Origin of the sequence: Conexibacter sp. S30A1, from assembly GCF_023330665.1 — a bacterium.
Taxonomy (GTDB): domain Bacteria; phylum Actinomycetota; class Thermoleophilia; order Solirubrobacterales; family Solirubrobacteraceae; genus Palsa-465.
In genome coordinates this window covers 1166203-1181774 of the sequence record NZ_CP097127.1, presented here as the reverse complement: position 1 = coordinate 1181774, position 15572 = coordinate 1166203, and the positions used below count along the sequence as shown (strand labels likewise).

Below are 15572 nucleotides of genomic sequence, written 5' to 3'. Positions count from 1 at the left end.
TCCAGGGAGCAAGCGAGAACATCATGAACAGCCTCACGAAGATTCTGCTCGTGGTCAGCGGTGCGCTTGCTGGCGCGGTGATCGCGCTGGCGCTATCAAGCGGCGGCGCGACCAAGACCGTGGTCGAGCAGGTCTCGGCGCCAGGCGCAAGCTCGGTGCCGACCGCGACCAGCAAGACCACCACCAGCGGGCTCAGCGTCAACGCGATCTACAAGATGGACAGCCCGGGCGTCGTTGAGATTGTCGCGACCGACGTTCAGAAGGGGACCAGCAACGGCTTCTTCAGCACGCCCTCGACAACCAGCCAGGACCTGGGCGCTGGCGTGGTCTACGACAAGCAGGGCTACATCCTGACCGACGATCACGTGGTGTCCGGCGCGACCAGCGTGCGGGTCGATTTCCAGAACGGTGTCAGCGTGCCCGCGAAGATCGTCGGCGAGGACGCCTCCGCTGACGTCGCCGTGATCAAGGTCAACGTGCGTGCCTCCGAGCTTCACCCGATCCCGTTTGCTAACTCGAGCTCGGCACAGGTCGGTGACCCGGTCGTGGCGATCGGCAGCCCGTTCGGCCTGCCGGAGACCACCACCGCCGGCATCGTCAGCGCCGTCGGACGCAGCATCACGGCGCCCAACAACTTCACGATCCCCGGCGCGATCCAGACCGACGCGGCGATCAACCCCGGCAACTCCGGTGGTCCGCTGCTTGACGCCGCCGGCCAGGTGCTGGGGCTGAACGACCAGATCGAGACAAACAGCGGCAACAGCGCCGGGGTTGGGTTTGCGACACCGTCCAACACCGACGCCCAGGTCGCCAACACGCTGATCGCCGGCAAGAAGGTCAAGACCGCCTACGTCGGGGTCTGTTTGAGCCAGTCGCTGACGCCTACCTATTCCGGCGCGCAGATCGCGACCTCGGGCGGCAACGGCTGTGCTGCCCCGGTCGTGCCCGGTTCGCCGGCCGCCAAGGCCGGGCTGGTGGCCGGTGACGTGATCACCGCCGTCAACGGCCAGGCAACCCCGAACGCCGACTCGTTCATCGGCGTGATCAGCACCTACAAGCCCGGGCAGACGGTGACGATGACGGTGCACACCCCGCACCACGGGGTGCGCAAGATCAAGGTCACGCTCGGTGTGAGGCCAGCGACGGCGCCAACCGTCGGGTAGTCGGCCGGTGCTCTGCGGCGGTGTTCACGCACCGCCGCAGGCCGGCGCCCGCGACAGCGTCGACGAGCTGGAGGCCGTCTGCTGCGTGCGCTCCATGAGCTCCCGGTGCACCGAGCGCGTGTGTCCCTCGCGCCGCCGCCAGCTGCCGTCGGCGCCCAGGGTCCAGGCGTAGGTGTCGTCGGCGAAGCAGCGGTCCATGGTGTCGTCGATCTCGGCGCGCAGCGCGGCGCTCTCCACCGGCACGAGCAGCTCGACCCGGGCGTCGAGGTTGCGTGGCATCAGGTCGGCCGAGCCGATGTAGACCGCCCGCTCCTCACCGAATTCAAAGGCGTAGACGCGCGAGTGCTCGAGAAACCGCCCGACGATCGAGACGACCCTGATCGTCTCGCTGACACCCGGCACCCCCGGCCTCAGGCAGCAGATGCCGCGCACGTTGAGCTCGATCGGCACACCGGCCTGCGAGGCGCGGTAGAGCGCCTGGATGCAGCGCTCGTCAACCAGCGAGTTCATCTTCATGCGAATCCGGGCGCCAAGACCAGCTTGCCTGGCCGCCACGGTGCGCTCGATCAGCTCAAGCAGCGGCTCGCGCATCGCGTTAGGTGCCACGAGCAGCTTGCGGCCGCGTCCAGGATGCGCGTAGCCGGTGAGCGTGTTGAACAGGTTCGCCACCTCCTGCCCCAGCACCTGGTCGGTGCCGAACAGCCCGAAGTCCTCATACAGGCGCGCGTTCTTGGCGTGGAAGTTGCCGGTGCCGATCATCACGTAGTGGCGCACCCGGTTCTGCTCGCGCCGGATCACGAGGATCGCCTTGGCGTGCGTCTTGAGGCCGGGGATGCCGTGTACGACGTGCGCGCCCACCTCCTCGAGCTCGCGTGACCAGCGGATGTTCTGGCGCTCGTCGAAGCGGGCCTTGAGCTCAACCATGCAGACCGCCTGCTTGCCGTTCTCGGCGGCGGTGATCAGCGCCGGCACCAGTGCCGAGTCATCCGAGGTGCGGTAGACGGTCATCTTGATGGCGAGCACCGCGGGGTCGCTTGCCGCCTGCAGCACGAGACGCTCGACGCTGGCTGAGAACGAGTGGTAGGGGTAGTGCACGAGGAAATCGCCGGCGCGCATCTGCGCGAAGATGTCCGGCTGCTCCGTGCCCTCGTCGGCCTGTGGGCGCAGGGGCGGCGGCGTCAGCGGCACCCACGGGCGCTGGCGCAGCTCCGGGTGGCCCTCGATGCCGGCGATCTGCCACAGGTCGCCGAGGTCCAGCAGGCCGAAGTCGTCGTAGACCTGGTTTTCCTCCAGATCGAGCCACTCGGTCAGCCGCGCACGCATCGTTGGCTCGATGCCGCCGGAGACCTCGAGCCGCACGACCTCACCGAAGCGCCGCCGGCGCAGCTCATCCTCGACCGCGGCGAGCAGATCATCGGCCTCGTCGGAGATGTCAAAGTCGGCGTCGCGTGTGACCCGGAAGAGCCCGTGTGAGATGACCTCCATGCCGGGAAACAGCGCCTGCAGGTGCGTGGCGATCACGTCCTCGAGCGCCACGTAGACGCCGCGGGAAACCTCGATGAAGCGCGGCAGGACCTCCTTGGGCACCTTCACGCGCGCATACAGCTCGGTCTCGAGCGCCGGGTCGTGCAGATGCACCAGCAGGCTCAGTGAGAGGTTTGAGATGTAGGGGAACGGTCTGCCCGGGCCGATCGCCAGCGGCGTCAGCGCGGGAAAGATGCGCTCCAGGAAATGGCGCTCCAGGGCTTCGGGCGAGGCGCCAGACTGCTCGCAGGGCACGATCCTGATATCTGCCCGCGCGAGTGCCGGCAGCAGCACGTCGCGGAAGACGTCGGCTCGGCGCGTGCACTGGGCGCGCACCACCTGAGCGATCGCCTCCATCAGCTGCGACGGTGTCAGCCCGTCCGGCGAGCGGCTGTCGATGCGCGAGGCGATCTGCTCGTGGACCCCGGCCACCCGGACCATGAAGAACTCGTCCAGGTTCGTGGCGTGAATCGCCAGGAACTTGAGGCGTTCGATCAGCGGCTCCCGGGTGTCCTCAGCCAGCTCGAGCACCCGGTCGTTGAAGTCAAGCCAGGACAGCTCCCGGTTGATGTAGAGCGACTGGTCGCCAAGCTCCGGCGGGTCTGTGCCTTGCAGCGAGCCCTGGCCTGTGGCGCTCACCGGCTCTCTCCGGCCGTGGGCGCGGTGCCGCTGCCAGCGTCCTGCGGCGGCGCGCCGGCGATCGCCGCAAGCTCCCGGGGGCCGAGCAGCAGCACCAGCTCGCGGCCTGAAACCGCTGCGAGGCCACCCTTGCGCAGGTTGACGCGCGCGCCGGTCAAATCATGCACCGCTTGGGAGAGCGACGGGTTGTGACCGACCAGCAGCACGTCGCCGAGCCCGGCGGCCAGGAGCGCCGCGTCGTAGTCTGAGTCGGCCAGGACCGGCTGCAGCGACACGCTGACTGCGAGTGGTGTGCAGGCCAGCTCGGCCGTCTGCAGGGCACGGCGCTTGGGGCTTGACAGGCAGGCGTCGATGCTCACGCCAAGCCTGCTCAGGGCCGCACCGGCGGTCTGTGCCTGCGTGCGTCCGCGCGCGGTGAGCGCACGGGCCTCGTCCGGATGACCGGCCTCGGCATCGCCATGACGTAGCAACCACAGCATCGCTTGGAAGACTACGACGTGCGTGGTCGCTGTCCTGGGAGATGGCGCTAATCGGCGGCCTCGGCGACGCTGCTCAACCGATCACCAGCGGGCGGCGGAAGGTGCGCGCGAACGCCTCATCGTCACCGTAACGCTCGACACTCCAGCGCGGCAGGGTGAGGTCACCGTGTGCTCGCAGGTGCAGCGAGACGCCGTCGCCGTTGGTCTCAAGCCGCACCGCATCGACCGCCTGATCACGCCCGCGCTCCAGGTGTTCAGCCAGTCGCAAAAGCAGCGCGCAGCGCTCAAGCAGCGACTCATCACCCGGCGCCGCGTAGCGCGCCCACTCACCGAGCTTGGGCACACCCTTGCGGTGGTAGCGGGTCATCTGCGCGATCAGAGCCCGCTCGCGCGGGTCAAAGCCAGGTAGCTCCGCGCTTGCGATCAGGTAGCGGGAGTGCTTGTGGTGGTCCCCGTAGGAGATCGTCATGCCGACGTCGTGAAGCATTGCCGCGGCCCACAAAAGCTCCGCCTCGCCGGGCCTGGGGGCGATCAGACCGGCCTGCACCAGCGACTCGTGCATCTGCAGCGCCAGGCGCGCCACGTGCTCGCTGTGGGGCAGGTCCGCCTCGTACTGGACCGCGAGGTTGCGCACGGCCCCCCTGCGTACGTCGGGCAGGCGTGGAAGGTCCTCGCTGAGGATCGTGCGGGCCAGGAAGAGCCCGTCGCGCAGGCCGGCCGCCGTCGCCTCGATGCCGTCAAAGCCGCCGGCTCTGACGACCGTCTGGAGCGTGACGGCGGCCGCCAGGATGATGTCGCCGCGCGCGGGTTTGATGCCGGGAACGCTGCGACGCGCACTGGGTGGGGTTGCGGCCAGCGTCAGGACGAGCTCGTCGAGCATGTCGGGCTCGATGCGCACGCCCTGGATGCCGATGTCGGTGCCGCCGGCCGAGCCGAACTGGGCGCACTGGGCCGCCGCCGCCAGGTTTCTAACGGCGCCGCCGGTGCCGACCAGGCGAGCGCCGTAGTGCCCGAGCCAGCCGGCCTGCTCGAGCTCGGCCCTCACATGCTCGCGCAACCGTTCAAGGTCCCGCTTGCGTGTGGGTCGGTCCTGGCCGTCGCCGGCCAGAAACGACTCGGTCATCCGCACCGCACCGACCGGAAAGGAGGCCGACTCGCGCTCTTCGCGGTCAGCCACGGCCACCAGCTGCAGGCTGCCGCCACCGATGTCAAGCACCACGCCGTCGCTGAGCGTTGTGCTGTTGACGGCTGCCACGTAGCCGTAGTGGGCCTCCGCCTGGGTTGAGAGCACCTCGACCTCGTAGCCGGTGCTGTCGCTGACCTTTGCGAGGAACTCCTCGCGGTTCTGTGCGTCGCGGATCGCGCTGGTTGCGAACACGTGGACGTCGGCGGGGGAGAGGCGGTTGGCACGGCAGAAGCGCTCAAAGATCACAAGCGTCTCCAGGCCGCGTGCCATCGCCGCCTCGCTGAGCCTGCCTGTGGCGGCCAGGCCGCTGCCGATCCGCACCGCCTCGTAGAGCTCGTCGGTCTGCCGCCACCAGGTGCGCTCCGGCTCGGTGCCGTAGCTGTAGATCGCAAGCCGCCACGAGTTGGAGCCGAGGTCGATCACAGCCACCTGGCGCGGGCGCCCACCGGCTCCGGCAGCCGCCCGCGTGCTCCTCCAGCTCATACGTGCATGATCGCGGCGGCGCCGGACGTTGCAAGCCCCGCGCGCAGGCCGCGCTCAGGCGGTCGCGTCGGGCTGGCGCTCGCCGCGCAGGAACCGCACAGCGGTCAGCACCGCGAGCACGGTCATGCAGACGGCGCTGCCCACGCACCACTCACAGATCGCGTGAATCGAGAAGAGCTCGCGGTAGGTGAGGTAGGCGCTGAAGCCGAAGCCGATCAGGGCGATGCAGAAGCCCATGCCGCGGCCGAGCTCGCCGTCGAGACGGTCGCTGACCAGGTAGGAGACGAACAGCCCGATATAGCCGAGCAGCCCGAGCAGCGCCACCGGCACCCCGTCAATCTCAGACCACACCGACGACTGCACGGTCTCGCAGCTTGAATGCCCGTGGTGCGCGCCCAGGCAGAGCAGCGCGCCGAAGCCCTGGTAGTGCACGTAGGTGAGGTAGGCGGCGTCGAGCAGGCCGATCGTTGTGAAGACCAGGATCGCGATCATCAGGCCGTCACGGCTCCTGCGGGCGGTGCTGGTCGTCTCGGGCTGGTGTGTCGCGATGCTGCTGGCGCTCATCGCAGGTCGCTGGGTGTGTCAGGCGCTGACATGTCGCGGGGTACGTTACAGGCCGCGCATAAGAGCCCGCGCAGAGCGCCGGCCCTCCCGCACGCGGGCCATGTTTGCCAGCTCGAAGCTTGCCACAGCCGCTCAAATACATGCATTTTCCTTGTGAAGATCCTGTGATCAAGCTCGCTTCCGGGGTCGGATCCTCCGCCGCAGGCCTTATGCTCAAGCCATGTCGCCCGAAGCAACCGAGGCGCCGACTCGCTCCCCGGCATCCGGTACGCAACGCAGCAGCAGCCGCCTGCGGCTTCTGGTACTCGACCGGGATCCGGGCTTCACGCAGGTCCTTGCCAACCGGCTGGATGCGGTCGGCTGGGAGCTGCGCACGGTCTCAAACCCGGTGACGGTGGACGCGCTGGTGACGATGCGGCTGAACGCCCTGGTGCTCGACCTGGCCGTGATCGGACCGGGGAGCTGGGAGTACCTGGAGCGGGTCTGCGCACGCATGCCGGCGCTTGCGGTGGTCATCTGCACCGGGCCCTCGTCGGTTGCCCAGCGTGTCCGCGGGCTGCGCCTTGGGGCCGACGCCTGGATGACCAAGCCCTGCCACGCGGAGGAGCTGATCAGCGTCGTTGAGGCGGCGCTGCGCCGTCACCGCCGCGCGGAGATGCCGGAGCTCGTGCAGACCACGACGATCGGCGAGCTGACCGTCCGTCCGGACCTCTACCAGGCCTACGTGAACGGCCAGAGCCTCGAGCTGACCGCGCGCGAGTTTGAGATCCTGCAGCTGCTCTCGCAGTCAGATCGCGTGCTGCGTCGCGAGGAGATCTACGAGCGCGTGTGGGGCTATGCGATGGCCCACGGCGACCGCTCCGTTGACGTGTTCGTGCGCAAGCTGCGCCAGAAGCTGCGGGCCGGCTCACCGGGCTGGAACTACATTCACACGCACTTCGGCGTTGGCTACCGGTTCGCTCCCGAGCCGGACGTCGAGGCGGGCGCCGGCTGCGACGAGCACCCGGCGCCGCGTGCGGGCAGCGCCCTGCTCGGCGTCTGAGCGACTCACCGCACGGCGGTCTGGTCACAGGCTGTTCACGCGTTGTTCACCACAGTAAAACGCCACGGCCGCGGACGCTCGCCATCATCGGCTGATGTCGATCATCGCGCCGGATGAGGAGATCCTGACCGTGGGGCCGCTCGAGGTTGCGCCGGCCGAGCACCTGGCCCGCGGCGGCGGGCAGACCCTGAACCTCTCCGCCCGTGAGCTGCGGCTGCTGGCCGAACTCGCCCGGCGGACGGACCGGATTGTCTCCCGTGAGCAGCTCTATGAGCTGGTCTGGGGGCGGCCGCTTCGTCCCGGGGACCGCTCCGTTGACGTGTATGTCCGCAAGCTGCGCGTCAAGCTGTCGCTGGCGCTACCGGAGTGGTCCTTCATCCACACCCATTTCGGGTTCGGCTACAGGTTTGCGGCCCAGCGCCGCCGCGTGGTGCCATGATGGCGGTCGGAGTCAGACTGCCATGGCCGAGACCGACAAGCACCCAGCAGCGCGCGGCGCCCGCCAGCCAGCCTGGTTTCGCGAGGAGCTGAACCGGCTTGAGGATCAGGTCATGGGGGGGCTTGACCTGGTCACATCGCAGCTCGACAGGGCGCTTGAGGCGCTCGGCTACCAGGACGTTGAGCTGGCCGCGATGGTCGCCGCTGATGACCATCGCATCGACGGGCGTTTTGTCGAGGTCCACCAGGGGGTGCTCTCGCTGCTTGGCCGCCAGCCGCTGTTTCTCGACGACCTGAGGCTCGCAGCGGCCCTGCTGCACAGCATCCGCTGCATCGAGCGGATGGGGGACCAGTGCGCGAACATGGCCAAGCTGGTGCCGCTGTCTGGCTATGAGTCCCCGAAGGACCAGACGATCCTGGCATGGATCGAGCGGATGGGGGTGGTCGTGCGTGAGGAGGTGCTGCAGGCGCGCGAGGCCTTCCACACCCGCCATGTGGCGCTCGCGCGGGATCTGGTGCGCCAGGACAAGGAGGTCAACAAGCTCAACCGCGACATCTTCCAGCGCGCCGTCGACGTCGGCGATGACCCGGAGGTGCGCGAGTGGGCGATGTTCATGGTGCTCGTCGCCCGCTGTCTTGAGCGCATCGGCGATAACACGGTCGACATCGCCGAGCAGACCGTGTTCGTCGTGACCGGGCTCTACAGGCAGTTCGCGCAGGGGGAGTAGGCATCGGTTCGGCGCTGTCGTGGCGGCCGAGCAGGTGCGGCCACGCCCCTGCTGCAGAGCGTCGGAGTTGGACGGCGGTCAGGGGGGCGCTTGCTGGCGCGAAGTGAGCAAGGGCGCGCGGCTGATCGGCCTACGGCCTGAGCAGGGTGGTGGCCGGCTCCGCTACGCGCGTCGCCTTGCCGCTGGCCTGCGTGGTGCCGTCCTGCGCCTGCGCGGGCACACACGGCAGCGCCAGGTGGAAGATCGCGCCGCCGCCGGGGGCGTTGCGTGCGCTCGCCCGGCCGCCGTGCTGGGTCGCTGTCTGGCTGACGATTGCAAGCCCAAGCCCGCTGCCCTGGCGGGCACGCGAGTTGGCGCCGCGGTAGAAGCGGTCGAAGATGTGCGGCAGGTCTTCTGCGGCGATCCCGTCGCCGTGGTCGCGGACGGTTATGCCGCCGGTGTCGACCGTGACCTCCACCGGGCCGCCGTGGCCGGCGTGCAGGGCCGCGTTGTCAAGCAGGTTGTTGATCGCACGCAGCAGCCTGTCCGGGTCACCGTGGACGGTCACGGGCTCGAGCCGCTCGGTGTACTCGACGGAGGGTGCGTTGCGGCGCGCACGGTCAAGCGCGTCCTCGGCGAGCTGATCCAGGCGGATCTCCACGAGGTTGGCAGGCGGCGTGTCGCCGCGTGCGACCTCGATCAGGTCAGAGACGAGGTTTGAGAGCTCCTCGCTCTGCTCAACGACGTCGCGCAGCAGCCGCTCGCGGTCCTCAGCGTCGAGTTCGGCTCCGGATAGCAGCACCTCGATGTTGGTGCGCAGGCTCGTGACCGGCGTGCGCAGCTCGTGCGAGGCGTCTGCGACCAGCTGGCGCTGGGAGCTGACCGAGGCATCCAGTGCCGCCCGGGAGGCCTCAAGGCGCTCCAGCATCTCGTTGAAACGGGACGCCAGCTGCCCGACCTCGTCGGGCCGGTGCACGGTCAGCCGCCGGCTCAAATCGTCGGTCTCACCGATCAGCTGGGCGGTCTCGGTGACCTCGGCCAAGGGACGCAGCACCCTGCGGGTGGCCAGGCGGGCGAGCAGTGCCGCCAGCACCACGACCGTGAGGAACAGCAGGGTCAGGATGAGGCGCATGCTTGCGAGCACGCTCTGCACCGGCCCGAGCGGTCGCGCCAGCACCACGGCAACCGGCGTTGAGTACCCGTCTGTCGAGGTGGCGATGGCGTGAAACGCGTAGGTCCGCAGCGCAAAGCCGTTGCTGGTGGTTGCGGTCGCGGGCGCCCCGTTGCTTTCGCCCTTGGCGACGGCCACGGTCGCTGGCGTGCTCGGCCAGGAGAGCCCGCCCAGGTAGGGCTGGGTCTGGCCCGCCGGGTTCACGAGCTCCACGTACGGCGCGTTGGCGCCGCCGTTTGCGGAGTTCCCCGGCAGCCGTGTGTGCGGACCGATCGCAGCGACCCCGAGAGCTTCGTAGCGCTGCGCCTGGGCGATCAGCTCGCTGTCGATCTGGGCGATCAGCCGGCCGCGGACGATGAAGTAGCTCGCGAGCATCGCGACCGCCACCGCGGCGGCGACGGTGACCGCCGCCACGATGCCTATCCGCCTGCGCAGGAGCATGCCGGGCCCTCAGTCCCGCAGCACGTAGCCGATGCCGCGCACCGTGTGTAGGACGCGCGGCTCGCCGCCCTCCTCGGTCTTGCGGCGCAGGTAGCCGATGTAGACGCCGAGCGCGTTTGAGGTCGGGCCGAAGTCATAGCCCCAGACGTTCTCAAAGATGGTTGAGCGGGTCAGAACCTGGCGCGGGTGCTTCATGAACAGCTCAAGCAGCAAAAACTCGGTCTTTGACAGCTCGATCAGCCGCTCGCCGCGATGGACCTGGTGGGCGACCGGGTCGAGCACCAGATCACCGAAGCGCAGCGTCTCGGTGGCACCGCCATCCTCGCCGGTGCGTCGCAAAAGCGCCCGCAGCCGCGCCTGCAGCTCGCGCAACGCGAACGGCTTGACGAGGTAGTCATCAGCGCCGACGTCCAGGCCAAGCACACGGTCGTCGATCGCGTCACGCGCGGTCAGCATCAGCACCGGCGTCCGGTCGCCGCCGGCACGCATGCGTCGGCACACCTCGAGCCCGTCGACACCGGGCATCATCACGTCCAGCACGACGGCGTCCACGGGGCGCTCGGCGAGGTGGTCGAGTGCCTGCTCGCCGTTCTCGGCCAGCTCCACCTCGTGCTGCTCGAGTCGCAGCGCGCGCTCGAGCGCCCGTCGCACCGCGGGCTCGTCGTCTACAACCAGGATGTGGGCCATTTGCCTAAAGATGATCGGCTGGTCATGTGAGCGTTTGCGAAGAAGTCAGTTTCGGTCAGGCCAGTGGCCGGAAGCTGCCGCTGTGGAACACCAGCGCGCCGCCGTCGCCAACGCCGCTCAGCTCGAGCACCTCGCCCAGCACCAGCCAGTGGTCGCCGGCCTCGTAGCGCTCATAGATCCGGCAGTCGATCCAGGCGGCGACCCGCTCAAGCAGCGGCGCACCGCTGGCCGGCGCCGGGCTGAAGCTAACGCCGCGGAACTTATCGCCGCCGCTTGCGGCGAACTGCCGCGCGAGCGCCTCCTGCCCCTGCGCCAGCACGTTTGCACAGAAGTGCCCGCCGGCCTCGATCGCCGGCCAGCTCGTGGATGTCTTGGCCACACAGACCGCGACCAGCGGCGGCTCGAGTGACACCGACATGAAGGAGCCGACGACCAGGCCCGACGGCCGCTTGGCGTCACCGCCGGTGATCACCACAACACCCGTCGGCAGCCTGCCCAGCACGGAGCGGAAGTTCTCCGAGTGCGGTTTGGTCAGCTCCGAGGCGTCGGCCACTGAGGCCAGCCTATCCGACCGTGAGCCAGGTCAGCAAAGGCGCGTGGTCAGAGGGCTTGAAGCGCTTGCGAAAGTCGCGGTCGATCCCGCAGGCGATCAGCCCGTCCGCCAGCTCGCGGCCGACGAGCGTCAGGTCGATGCGCATACCGATGTCCTTGTGAAAGCTGCCGGCCCGGTAGTCCCACCACGTGAACTGGTGCTCCTCGGGGTGCAGGTGCCGGTAGGCATCAAGCAGCGCACCTGAGGCCATCAGCGCCTCCAGGGCGTCACGCTCCGGCGCACTCACGTGCGTCAGGCCAACGTGCGCACGCGGATCGTGCAGGTCCAGATCGGCCGGTGCGACGTTGAAGTCCCCGGCGATCACCAGGCCCTGGTCGGGAAGCTCTGAGCGGATCGCCGCGGCCCGCTTGGCCGCCGCGTCCATGAACGCCAACTTGCGGCCGTACTCCGGGCTCTCAAGCGAACGCCCGTTGGGGACGTAGGCGCTGACAAAACGGATTCCGGCGACCGTTGCCTCGCACCAGCGCGCTTCGCTGGGGACGGGATCGCCGGCCAGCCCGAGCACGGCGTCGTTGGCCTGTAGCGGCGTGCGCACGAGCAGCGCGACCCCGGACCACTGCCCGCCGGAGCTGTGCACGGACTCATAGCCGAGCGCCGCCAGCTCGTCTGCGGGGAAGCCCGCGGGCGTGCACTTGGTCTCCTGCAGGGCCACCACATCGGGGCAGTGCTGGTCAAGCAGCTCGCTCACGCGCGGCAGCCGGGCGCGCAGGGAGTTGACGTTCCAGGTGACGAACAGCATCGCTACGGGAGCTTATTTACCGGGCGAGCGGCTCATGCCTGGCGGCAAGAGTGCACGCGGCGCGGATCGTCTCTAGGATCACAGCCGTGGATCAGATTCAGTTGCGCAACAGGCTCCTGGTCGCCAGCGGCATGTGGCGTGAGGCCGTAGCCGAACCCCTGCCAAAGATGCCGCCAGGCGATCCCGCCGCCCAGATCCAGCAGTTCGAGCTGCGGCTGGTCGATCGTCTCTGGGAGATGGCCACGCCCGAGACGGCCAGGGAGATCGCCGATCGCACCTGGGACCTGGTCCACGACAGGCCCGACAGCGATCCGGTCAAGCAGCGCGTCGTCGAGTGCCACGAGGCGCTTGCGCGGATGACGCACCTGGGCGACTGAGCGCCGCCAAGCTGACCGGCCGGGCGCTTAGCCTGCGCCTATTCGGCCGCCACTGCCGCGGCCTCCCGCGAGGGTGAGCCCCCGGGCACGGTGATGCCGGCGGCCGCGTAGGCGTCGGCCATGTCCAGTGTCTCGTGCAGCAGCAGCTCCGTGACGAGGTCATCGAGCTGGCCGCGGTGCTCGCGCAGCAGCGCGAGCACCTCACGGTGAGCGTCCTGGACGATCCGGTGAACCTCCTCGTCCACCAGCTGCTGGGTCTTCTGGGAGGTTTCCGCGACTCCCGGCAGCAGCATGCTGGTGCCCTCCTGGGGCAGCACCGCGATCGGCCCGATGGCGGTGCTCATGCCCCAGCGCCCGACCATGAAGCGCGCGATCTGTGTCAGGTGCTGGATGTCTGACTCCGCGCCGGTGGTCAGGTCGCCGAACACGATCTCCTCGGCGCAGCGCCCACCCAGCGCCACCTTGATCTGCGCCAGCAGATGGCGCTGGTCGAGGTTGAAACGGTCGGCGTCAGGCGCTGAGAAGGTCACGCCCAGCGCCTGGCCACGGGGGATGATCGAGACCTTGCGGACGGGGTCGGCGCCCGCTGTCAGCATGCCCACCACGGCATGCCCAGCCTCGTGGTAGGCGGTGCGTCGCCGGTCCTCGTCGCTGATCACGACGCTGCGCGCCGCGCCGAGCACGATGCGCTCGAGCGCATCGGTGAAGTCCTGCTGGGTGACCCTCGGATGGTTGCGCTTGGCGGCCAGCAGCGCGCTCTCGTTGACGAGGTTGGCGAGGTCTGCGCCGACCATGCCGGGCGTGGTGGCCGCGATCTGGCCCAGGTCAATCTCGTCGCTGAGCGGAACCGAGCGGGTGTGGACTCTGAGGATGGCCTCGCGGCCCACCCGGTCAGGCGGCTGGACGACGACACGGCGGTCAAAGCGCCCCGGGCGCAGGAGCGCCTGATCGAGCACCTCGGGGCGGTTGGTGGCGCCGAGCACGATCACGCCGGTGCGCGCGTCAAAGCCATCCATCTCGGTCAGGATCTGGTTGAGCGTCTGCTCGCGCTCGTCGTGCCCGCCGCCGATGTTGGGGCCCGCGGAGGCGCGCGAGCGGCCGATCGCGTCGAGCTCGTCGACGAAGATGATCGCCGGTGCCGCCGCCTTGGCCTGGGCGAAGAGGTCTCGTACCCGCGAGGCGCCGACGCCGACGATCATCTCCACGAACTCGGAGGCGGACATCTGGAAGAACGGCACACCCGCCTCGCCGGCGACAGCTCGTGCCAGCAGCGTCTTGCCGGTGCCGGGCAGGCCGCTCAGCAGCACGCCTCGGGGGATCTTCGCGCCCAGCGCGAGGTACTTGTCCGGGGTCCGCAGGAAGTCGACGATCTCGGTCAGCTCCGCCTTGGCCTCGTCGATTCCCGCCACGTCGGCGAAGGTCACCGGCTGGTCGTTGGGCTCGACCCGGCGCGCCCGTGAACGGCCGAAGGACATCAGGCCACCGGCGCCGCCGCCCGCGGCGCGGCGCATGATGAAGATGAAGAGCGCAACCAGCAGCAGCGTCGGCCCGAAGCCGAACAGCACCTCCTCCAAGAACGAGGCGCCCTGATTGGGGTTCTGGGCGTCGATCGTGGGGGCGTCCTTGGCCAGCAGCGCCTGCAGGGCGGTGTTGTTGTCAAAGGCCGGGATCTGCGTCGAGAATGAGGTTGTCGGGGTTGCTGCGCTGTCCTTCGGCGGGTAGCGCACCGCCTTGCGGAAGGTCCCGTCAATCGCGTACTGCGTGGAGTCGATCGAGGCGACGTTGTGCTCGCGCAGCTGGGTGATGAAGGTGGGGGAGTAGGGGATGCGTACGCGCGTGGGTGTGAGCGCTGCGGAGCTGACGGCCAGATTGACGGCCAACAGCACTCCGAAGATCGCAAGCAGCATCAGCCACTGGTTGCGTGGGCCAGGCCTGGACGGCCCGCCTCCGCGCATGCTGGAACCCGTGCCGCCGGTGGCGGGCTGCTGGCCGGAGCGCCAGCCTGGTGCTCGCGCGGGGGCGCCCGGGCCGCCGGTCGAGCGGCCGGGTTGATCGCGTGTGGGGCGGCCAGGCTGCCGCTGGGCGCTCGGGCGCAGGCGTCCGCCGAGCCGGCCGCCCGGTCGTGTCTGCCGCTGCTCCTGATCCGCCATGAGCAAACATTGTCGCAAGCGCGCGCAAGCCGCCGTGTGCAGCGTCTGTGGCGCACCCGCGGTCGGGGTGGCTCAGACGGAACCGATGCGCAGACGGAACGCCCGCGCGCCCTCCACCGTCGCGCCGGCGGCGTGGGCGAGGTCAGCGAGCGTGCGGTCGGAGGTGACCACGCGAATTGTCTGCGGATGCGCATCGGCCCGGAGCAGACGGACGATCTCGTCATCGGCGGCATCCGCCTTGGGCTTGGGGGCGTGCCGGACCTCGACCACCGTCGAATGAAGCGGCGGTGAGGGCTTGCGCTCGAACACGACGGTCACCTCCTCGCCCTCGCTGGCGGCCCACGATTCGAGCGCGATCACGAGCCTGCGCATCGCGCCGTCGCGGTCTTTCCACCACGCGTCCGGCCGCGTGCCGATCACGTTCATGCCGTCGATAATCCAGCGCACCGGACGATTCTGGCGCGCAAAGGTTTTGTGAACAACCCGTTACCTGGGGGGTGTAGGCTCGTCATTGTGCCGCGCGCCTGCTAGCTTGCGCAATTGTAAGGCCGCATTAAGCAGCGGCGTGTTTGTGCAGGCACCGGTGGTCGGGAGAGACGTCCTCGCGGTAGAAGCACTAATAGCTGGAGGGAATCTCCCCAATGCCAACAGGAACAGTCAAGTGGTTTAGCGACGAGAAGGGCTTCGGCTTCATCACGCCCGACGAGGGCAGCCGTGACCTATTCGTCCACCACAGCTCGATCAGCGCGGACGGCTACCGCTCGCTCGCCGAGGGGGCCAAGGTCTCCTACGAGGAAGAGGCGGGCCCGAAGGGCCCGAAGGCCATCAACGTGATGAAGCTGTAGGACCGGTGCGTCGGGGCGGCCGCCATGCCGGCTGGCCGCTCCGCGCTAAGCGCCGACCCCCGGCGCTCTGAAGCGGCCTGGCCTTCGCGTACCGCGCGCCGCCGCTGTTAGTGGGAGTGGCAATTCGTGTTGGCGTCGTGTTATGCTGCGCCGAGCACATACCAGCCGAGTTCGTCTCGCCACCGGCGAGCCGAAGCGGGGGAACCAGTTGTTGAGCCGCACCAGCGGCTCTGGGGGCGAATCGCCACATGGATGGTGGCGTAGCGCACACTCTTTCAGCGCGAGCCCGACAGCTAACCCCGTAGGCGTGAGAAAGAGAAGGGG

16 protein-coding genes and 1 riboswitch are annotated in these 15572 nt (G+C 69.0%); of the genes, 6 read left to right on the top strand and 10 right to left on the bottom strand.

The window, feature by feature from the left end; genetic code table 11:
- Positions 1-23: 23 nt before the first annotated feature.
- Complete coding sequence (locus M3M54_RS05915) at positions 24-1163, top strand: S1C family serine protease (protein WP_249021260.1); 1140 nt, start codon at positions 24-26, stop codon at positions 1161-1163.
- Positions 1164-1187: 24 nt separating this feature from the next.
- Here M3M54_RS05915 and ppk1 read toward each other — a convergent pair whose 3' ends face one another.
- The 4 genes from ppk1 to M3M54_RS05895 form a co-directional block, all read right to left on the bottom strand.
- Positions 1188-3326, bottom strand: coding sequence for a polyphosphate kinase 1 (gene ppk1, locus M3M54_RS05910; RefSeq protein ID WP_249021259.1), 2139 nt, complete (start codon positions 3324-3326; stop codon positions 1188-1190).
- The gene (locus M3M54_RS05905) at positions 3323-3805 is read right to left on the bottom strand and encodes a histidine phosphatase family protein (RefSeq protein WP_249021258.1); all 483 of its coding nucleotides are present in this window, start codon (positions 3803-3805) and stop codon (positions 3323-3325) included. The genes ppk1 and M3M54_RS05905 overlap by 4 nt, the downstream gene beginning before the upstream one ends.
- A 73-nt stretch (positions 3806-3878) precedes the next feature.
- Entirely contained in the window at positions 3879-5474 is a 1596-nt protein-coding gene (locus M3M54_RS05900) for a Ppx/GppA phosphatase family protein (protein ID WP_249021257.1), read from the bottom strand.
- Between the two features lie 54 nt (positions 5475-5528).
- Entirely contained in the window at positions 5529-6038 is a 510-nt protein-coding gene (locus M3M54_RS05895; protein WP_249021256.1) for a vitamin K epoxide reductase family protein, read from the bottom strand.
- A 220-nt stretch (positions 6039-6258) separates the two neighbouring features.
- Between M3M54_RS05895 and M3M54_RS05890 the strand changes: the two genes are divergently transcribed.
- From M3M54_RS05890 to phoU, 3 genes are all read left to right on the top strand, one after another.
- Entirely contained in the window at positions 6259-7080 is an 822-nt protein-coding gene (locus M3M54_RS05890; protein ID WP_249021255.1) for a response regulator transcription factor, read from the top strand.
- A 94-nt stretch (positions 7081-7174) separates the two neighbouring features.
- On the top strand, positions 7175-7519 hold the full coding sequence (locus M3M54_RS05885; protein WP_249021254.1) for a response regulator transcription factor: 345 nt from the start codon (positions 7175-7177) through the stop codon (positions 7517-7519).
- A gap of 22 nt (positions 7520-7541) precedes the next feature.
- Positions 7542-8246 (top strand): phosphate signaling complex protein PhoU, encoded by a 705-nt coding sequence (gene phoU / locus M3M54_RS05880; RefSeq protein WP_249021253.1) that lies wholly within the window; start codon positions 7542-7544, stop codon positions 8244-8246.
- Between the two features lie 130 nt (positions 8247-8376).
- Here the strand turns inward: phoU and M3M54_RS05875 are convergent, their stop codons facing one another.
- Genes M3M54_RS05875 through M3M54_RS05860 form a run of 4 tightly spaced genes read right to left on the bottom strand, consistent with a single transcriptional unit; the run spans position 8377 to position 11876 of the window.
- Positions 8377-9837 (bottom strand): cell wall metabolism sensor histidine kinase WalK, encoded by a 1461-nt coding sequence (locus M3M54_RS05875; RefSeq protein ID WP_249021252.1) that lies wholly within the window; start codon positions 9835-9837, stop codon positions 8377-8379.
- Positions 9838-9846: 9 nt separating this feature from the next.
- A complete protein-coding gene (locus tag M3M54_RS05870) occupies positions 9847-10524 on the bottom strand; it encodes a response regulator transcription factor (RefSeq protein ID WP_249021251.1) in 678 nt (225 codons plus the stop codon).
- A 55-nt stretch (positions 10525-10579) separates the two neighbouring features.
- A complete protein-coding gene (locus M3M54_RS05865; RefSeq protein WP_249021250.1) occupies positions 10580-11077 on the bottom strand; it encodes a flavin reductase family protein in 498 nt (165 codons plus the stop codon).
- 10 nt (positions 11078-11087) lie between these two features.
- Positions 11088-11876, bottom strand: a complete 789-nt coding sequence (locus M3M54_RS05860; protein WP_249021249.1) for an exodeoxyribonuclease III — start codon at positions 11874-11876, stop codon at positions 11088-11090.
- 86 nt (positions 11877-11962) lie between these two features.
- On the opposite strand from M3M54_RS05860, the gene M3M54_RS05855 reads away from it, so the two are divergent.
- Entirely contained in the window at positions 11963-12253 is a 291-nt protein-coding gene (locus tag M3M54_RS05855) for a hypothetical protein (protein ID WP_249021248.1), read from the top strand.
- Positions 12254-12291: 38 nt separating this feature from the next.
- On the opposite strand, the gene ftsH is transcribed toward M3M54_RS05855, so the two are convergent.
- Together ftsH and M3M54_RS05845 are read right to left on the bottom strand one after the other, a co-directional pair.
- Positions 12292-14403, bottom strand: a complete 2112-nt coding sequence (ftsH, locus tag M3M54_RS05850) for an ATP-dependent zinc metalloprotease FtsH (RefSeq protein WP_249021247.1) — start codon at positions 14401-14403, stop codon at positions 12292-12294.
- A 72-nt stretch (positions 14404-14475) separates the two neighbouring features.
- Positions 14476-14850, bottom strand: coding sequence for an NYN domain-containing protein (locus M3M54_RS05845; RefSeq protein WP_249021246.1), 375 nt, complete (start codon positions 14848-14850; stop codon positions 14476-14478).
- 194 nt (positions 14851-15044) lie between these two features.
- Here M3M54_RS05845 and M3M54_RS05840 point away from each other — a divergent pair, with 194 nt between their 5' ends.
- Positions 15045-15248 (top strand): cold shock domain-containing protein, encoded by a 204-nt coding sequence (locus M3M54_RS05840; protein ID WP_249021245.1) that lies wholly within the window; start codon positions 15045-15047, stop codon positions 15246-15248.
- 153 nt (positions 15249-15401) lie between these two features.
- Positions 15402-15571: riboswitch (cyclic di-AMP (ydaO/yuaA leader) on the top strand.
- Position 15572: the final 1 nt, after the last annotated feature.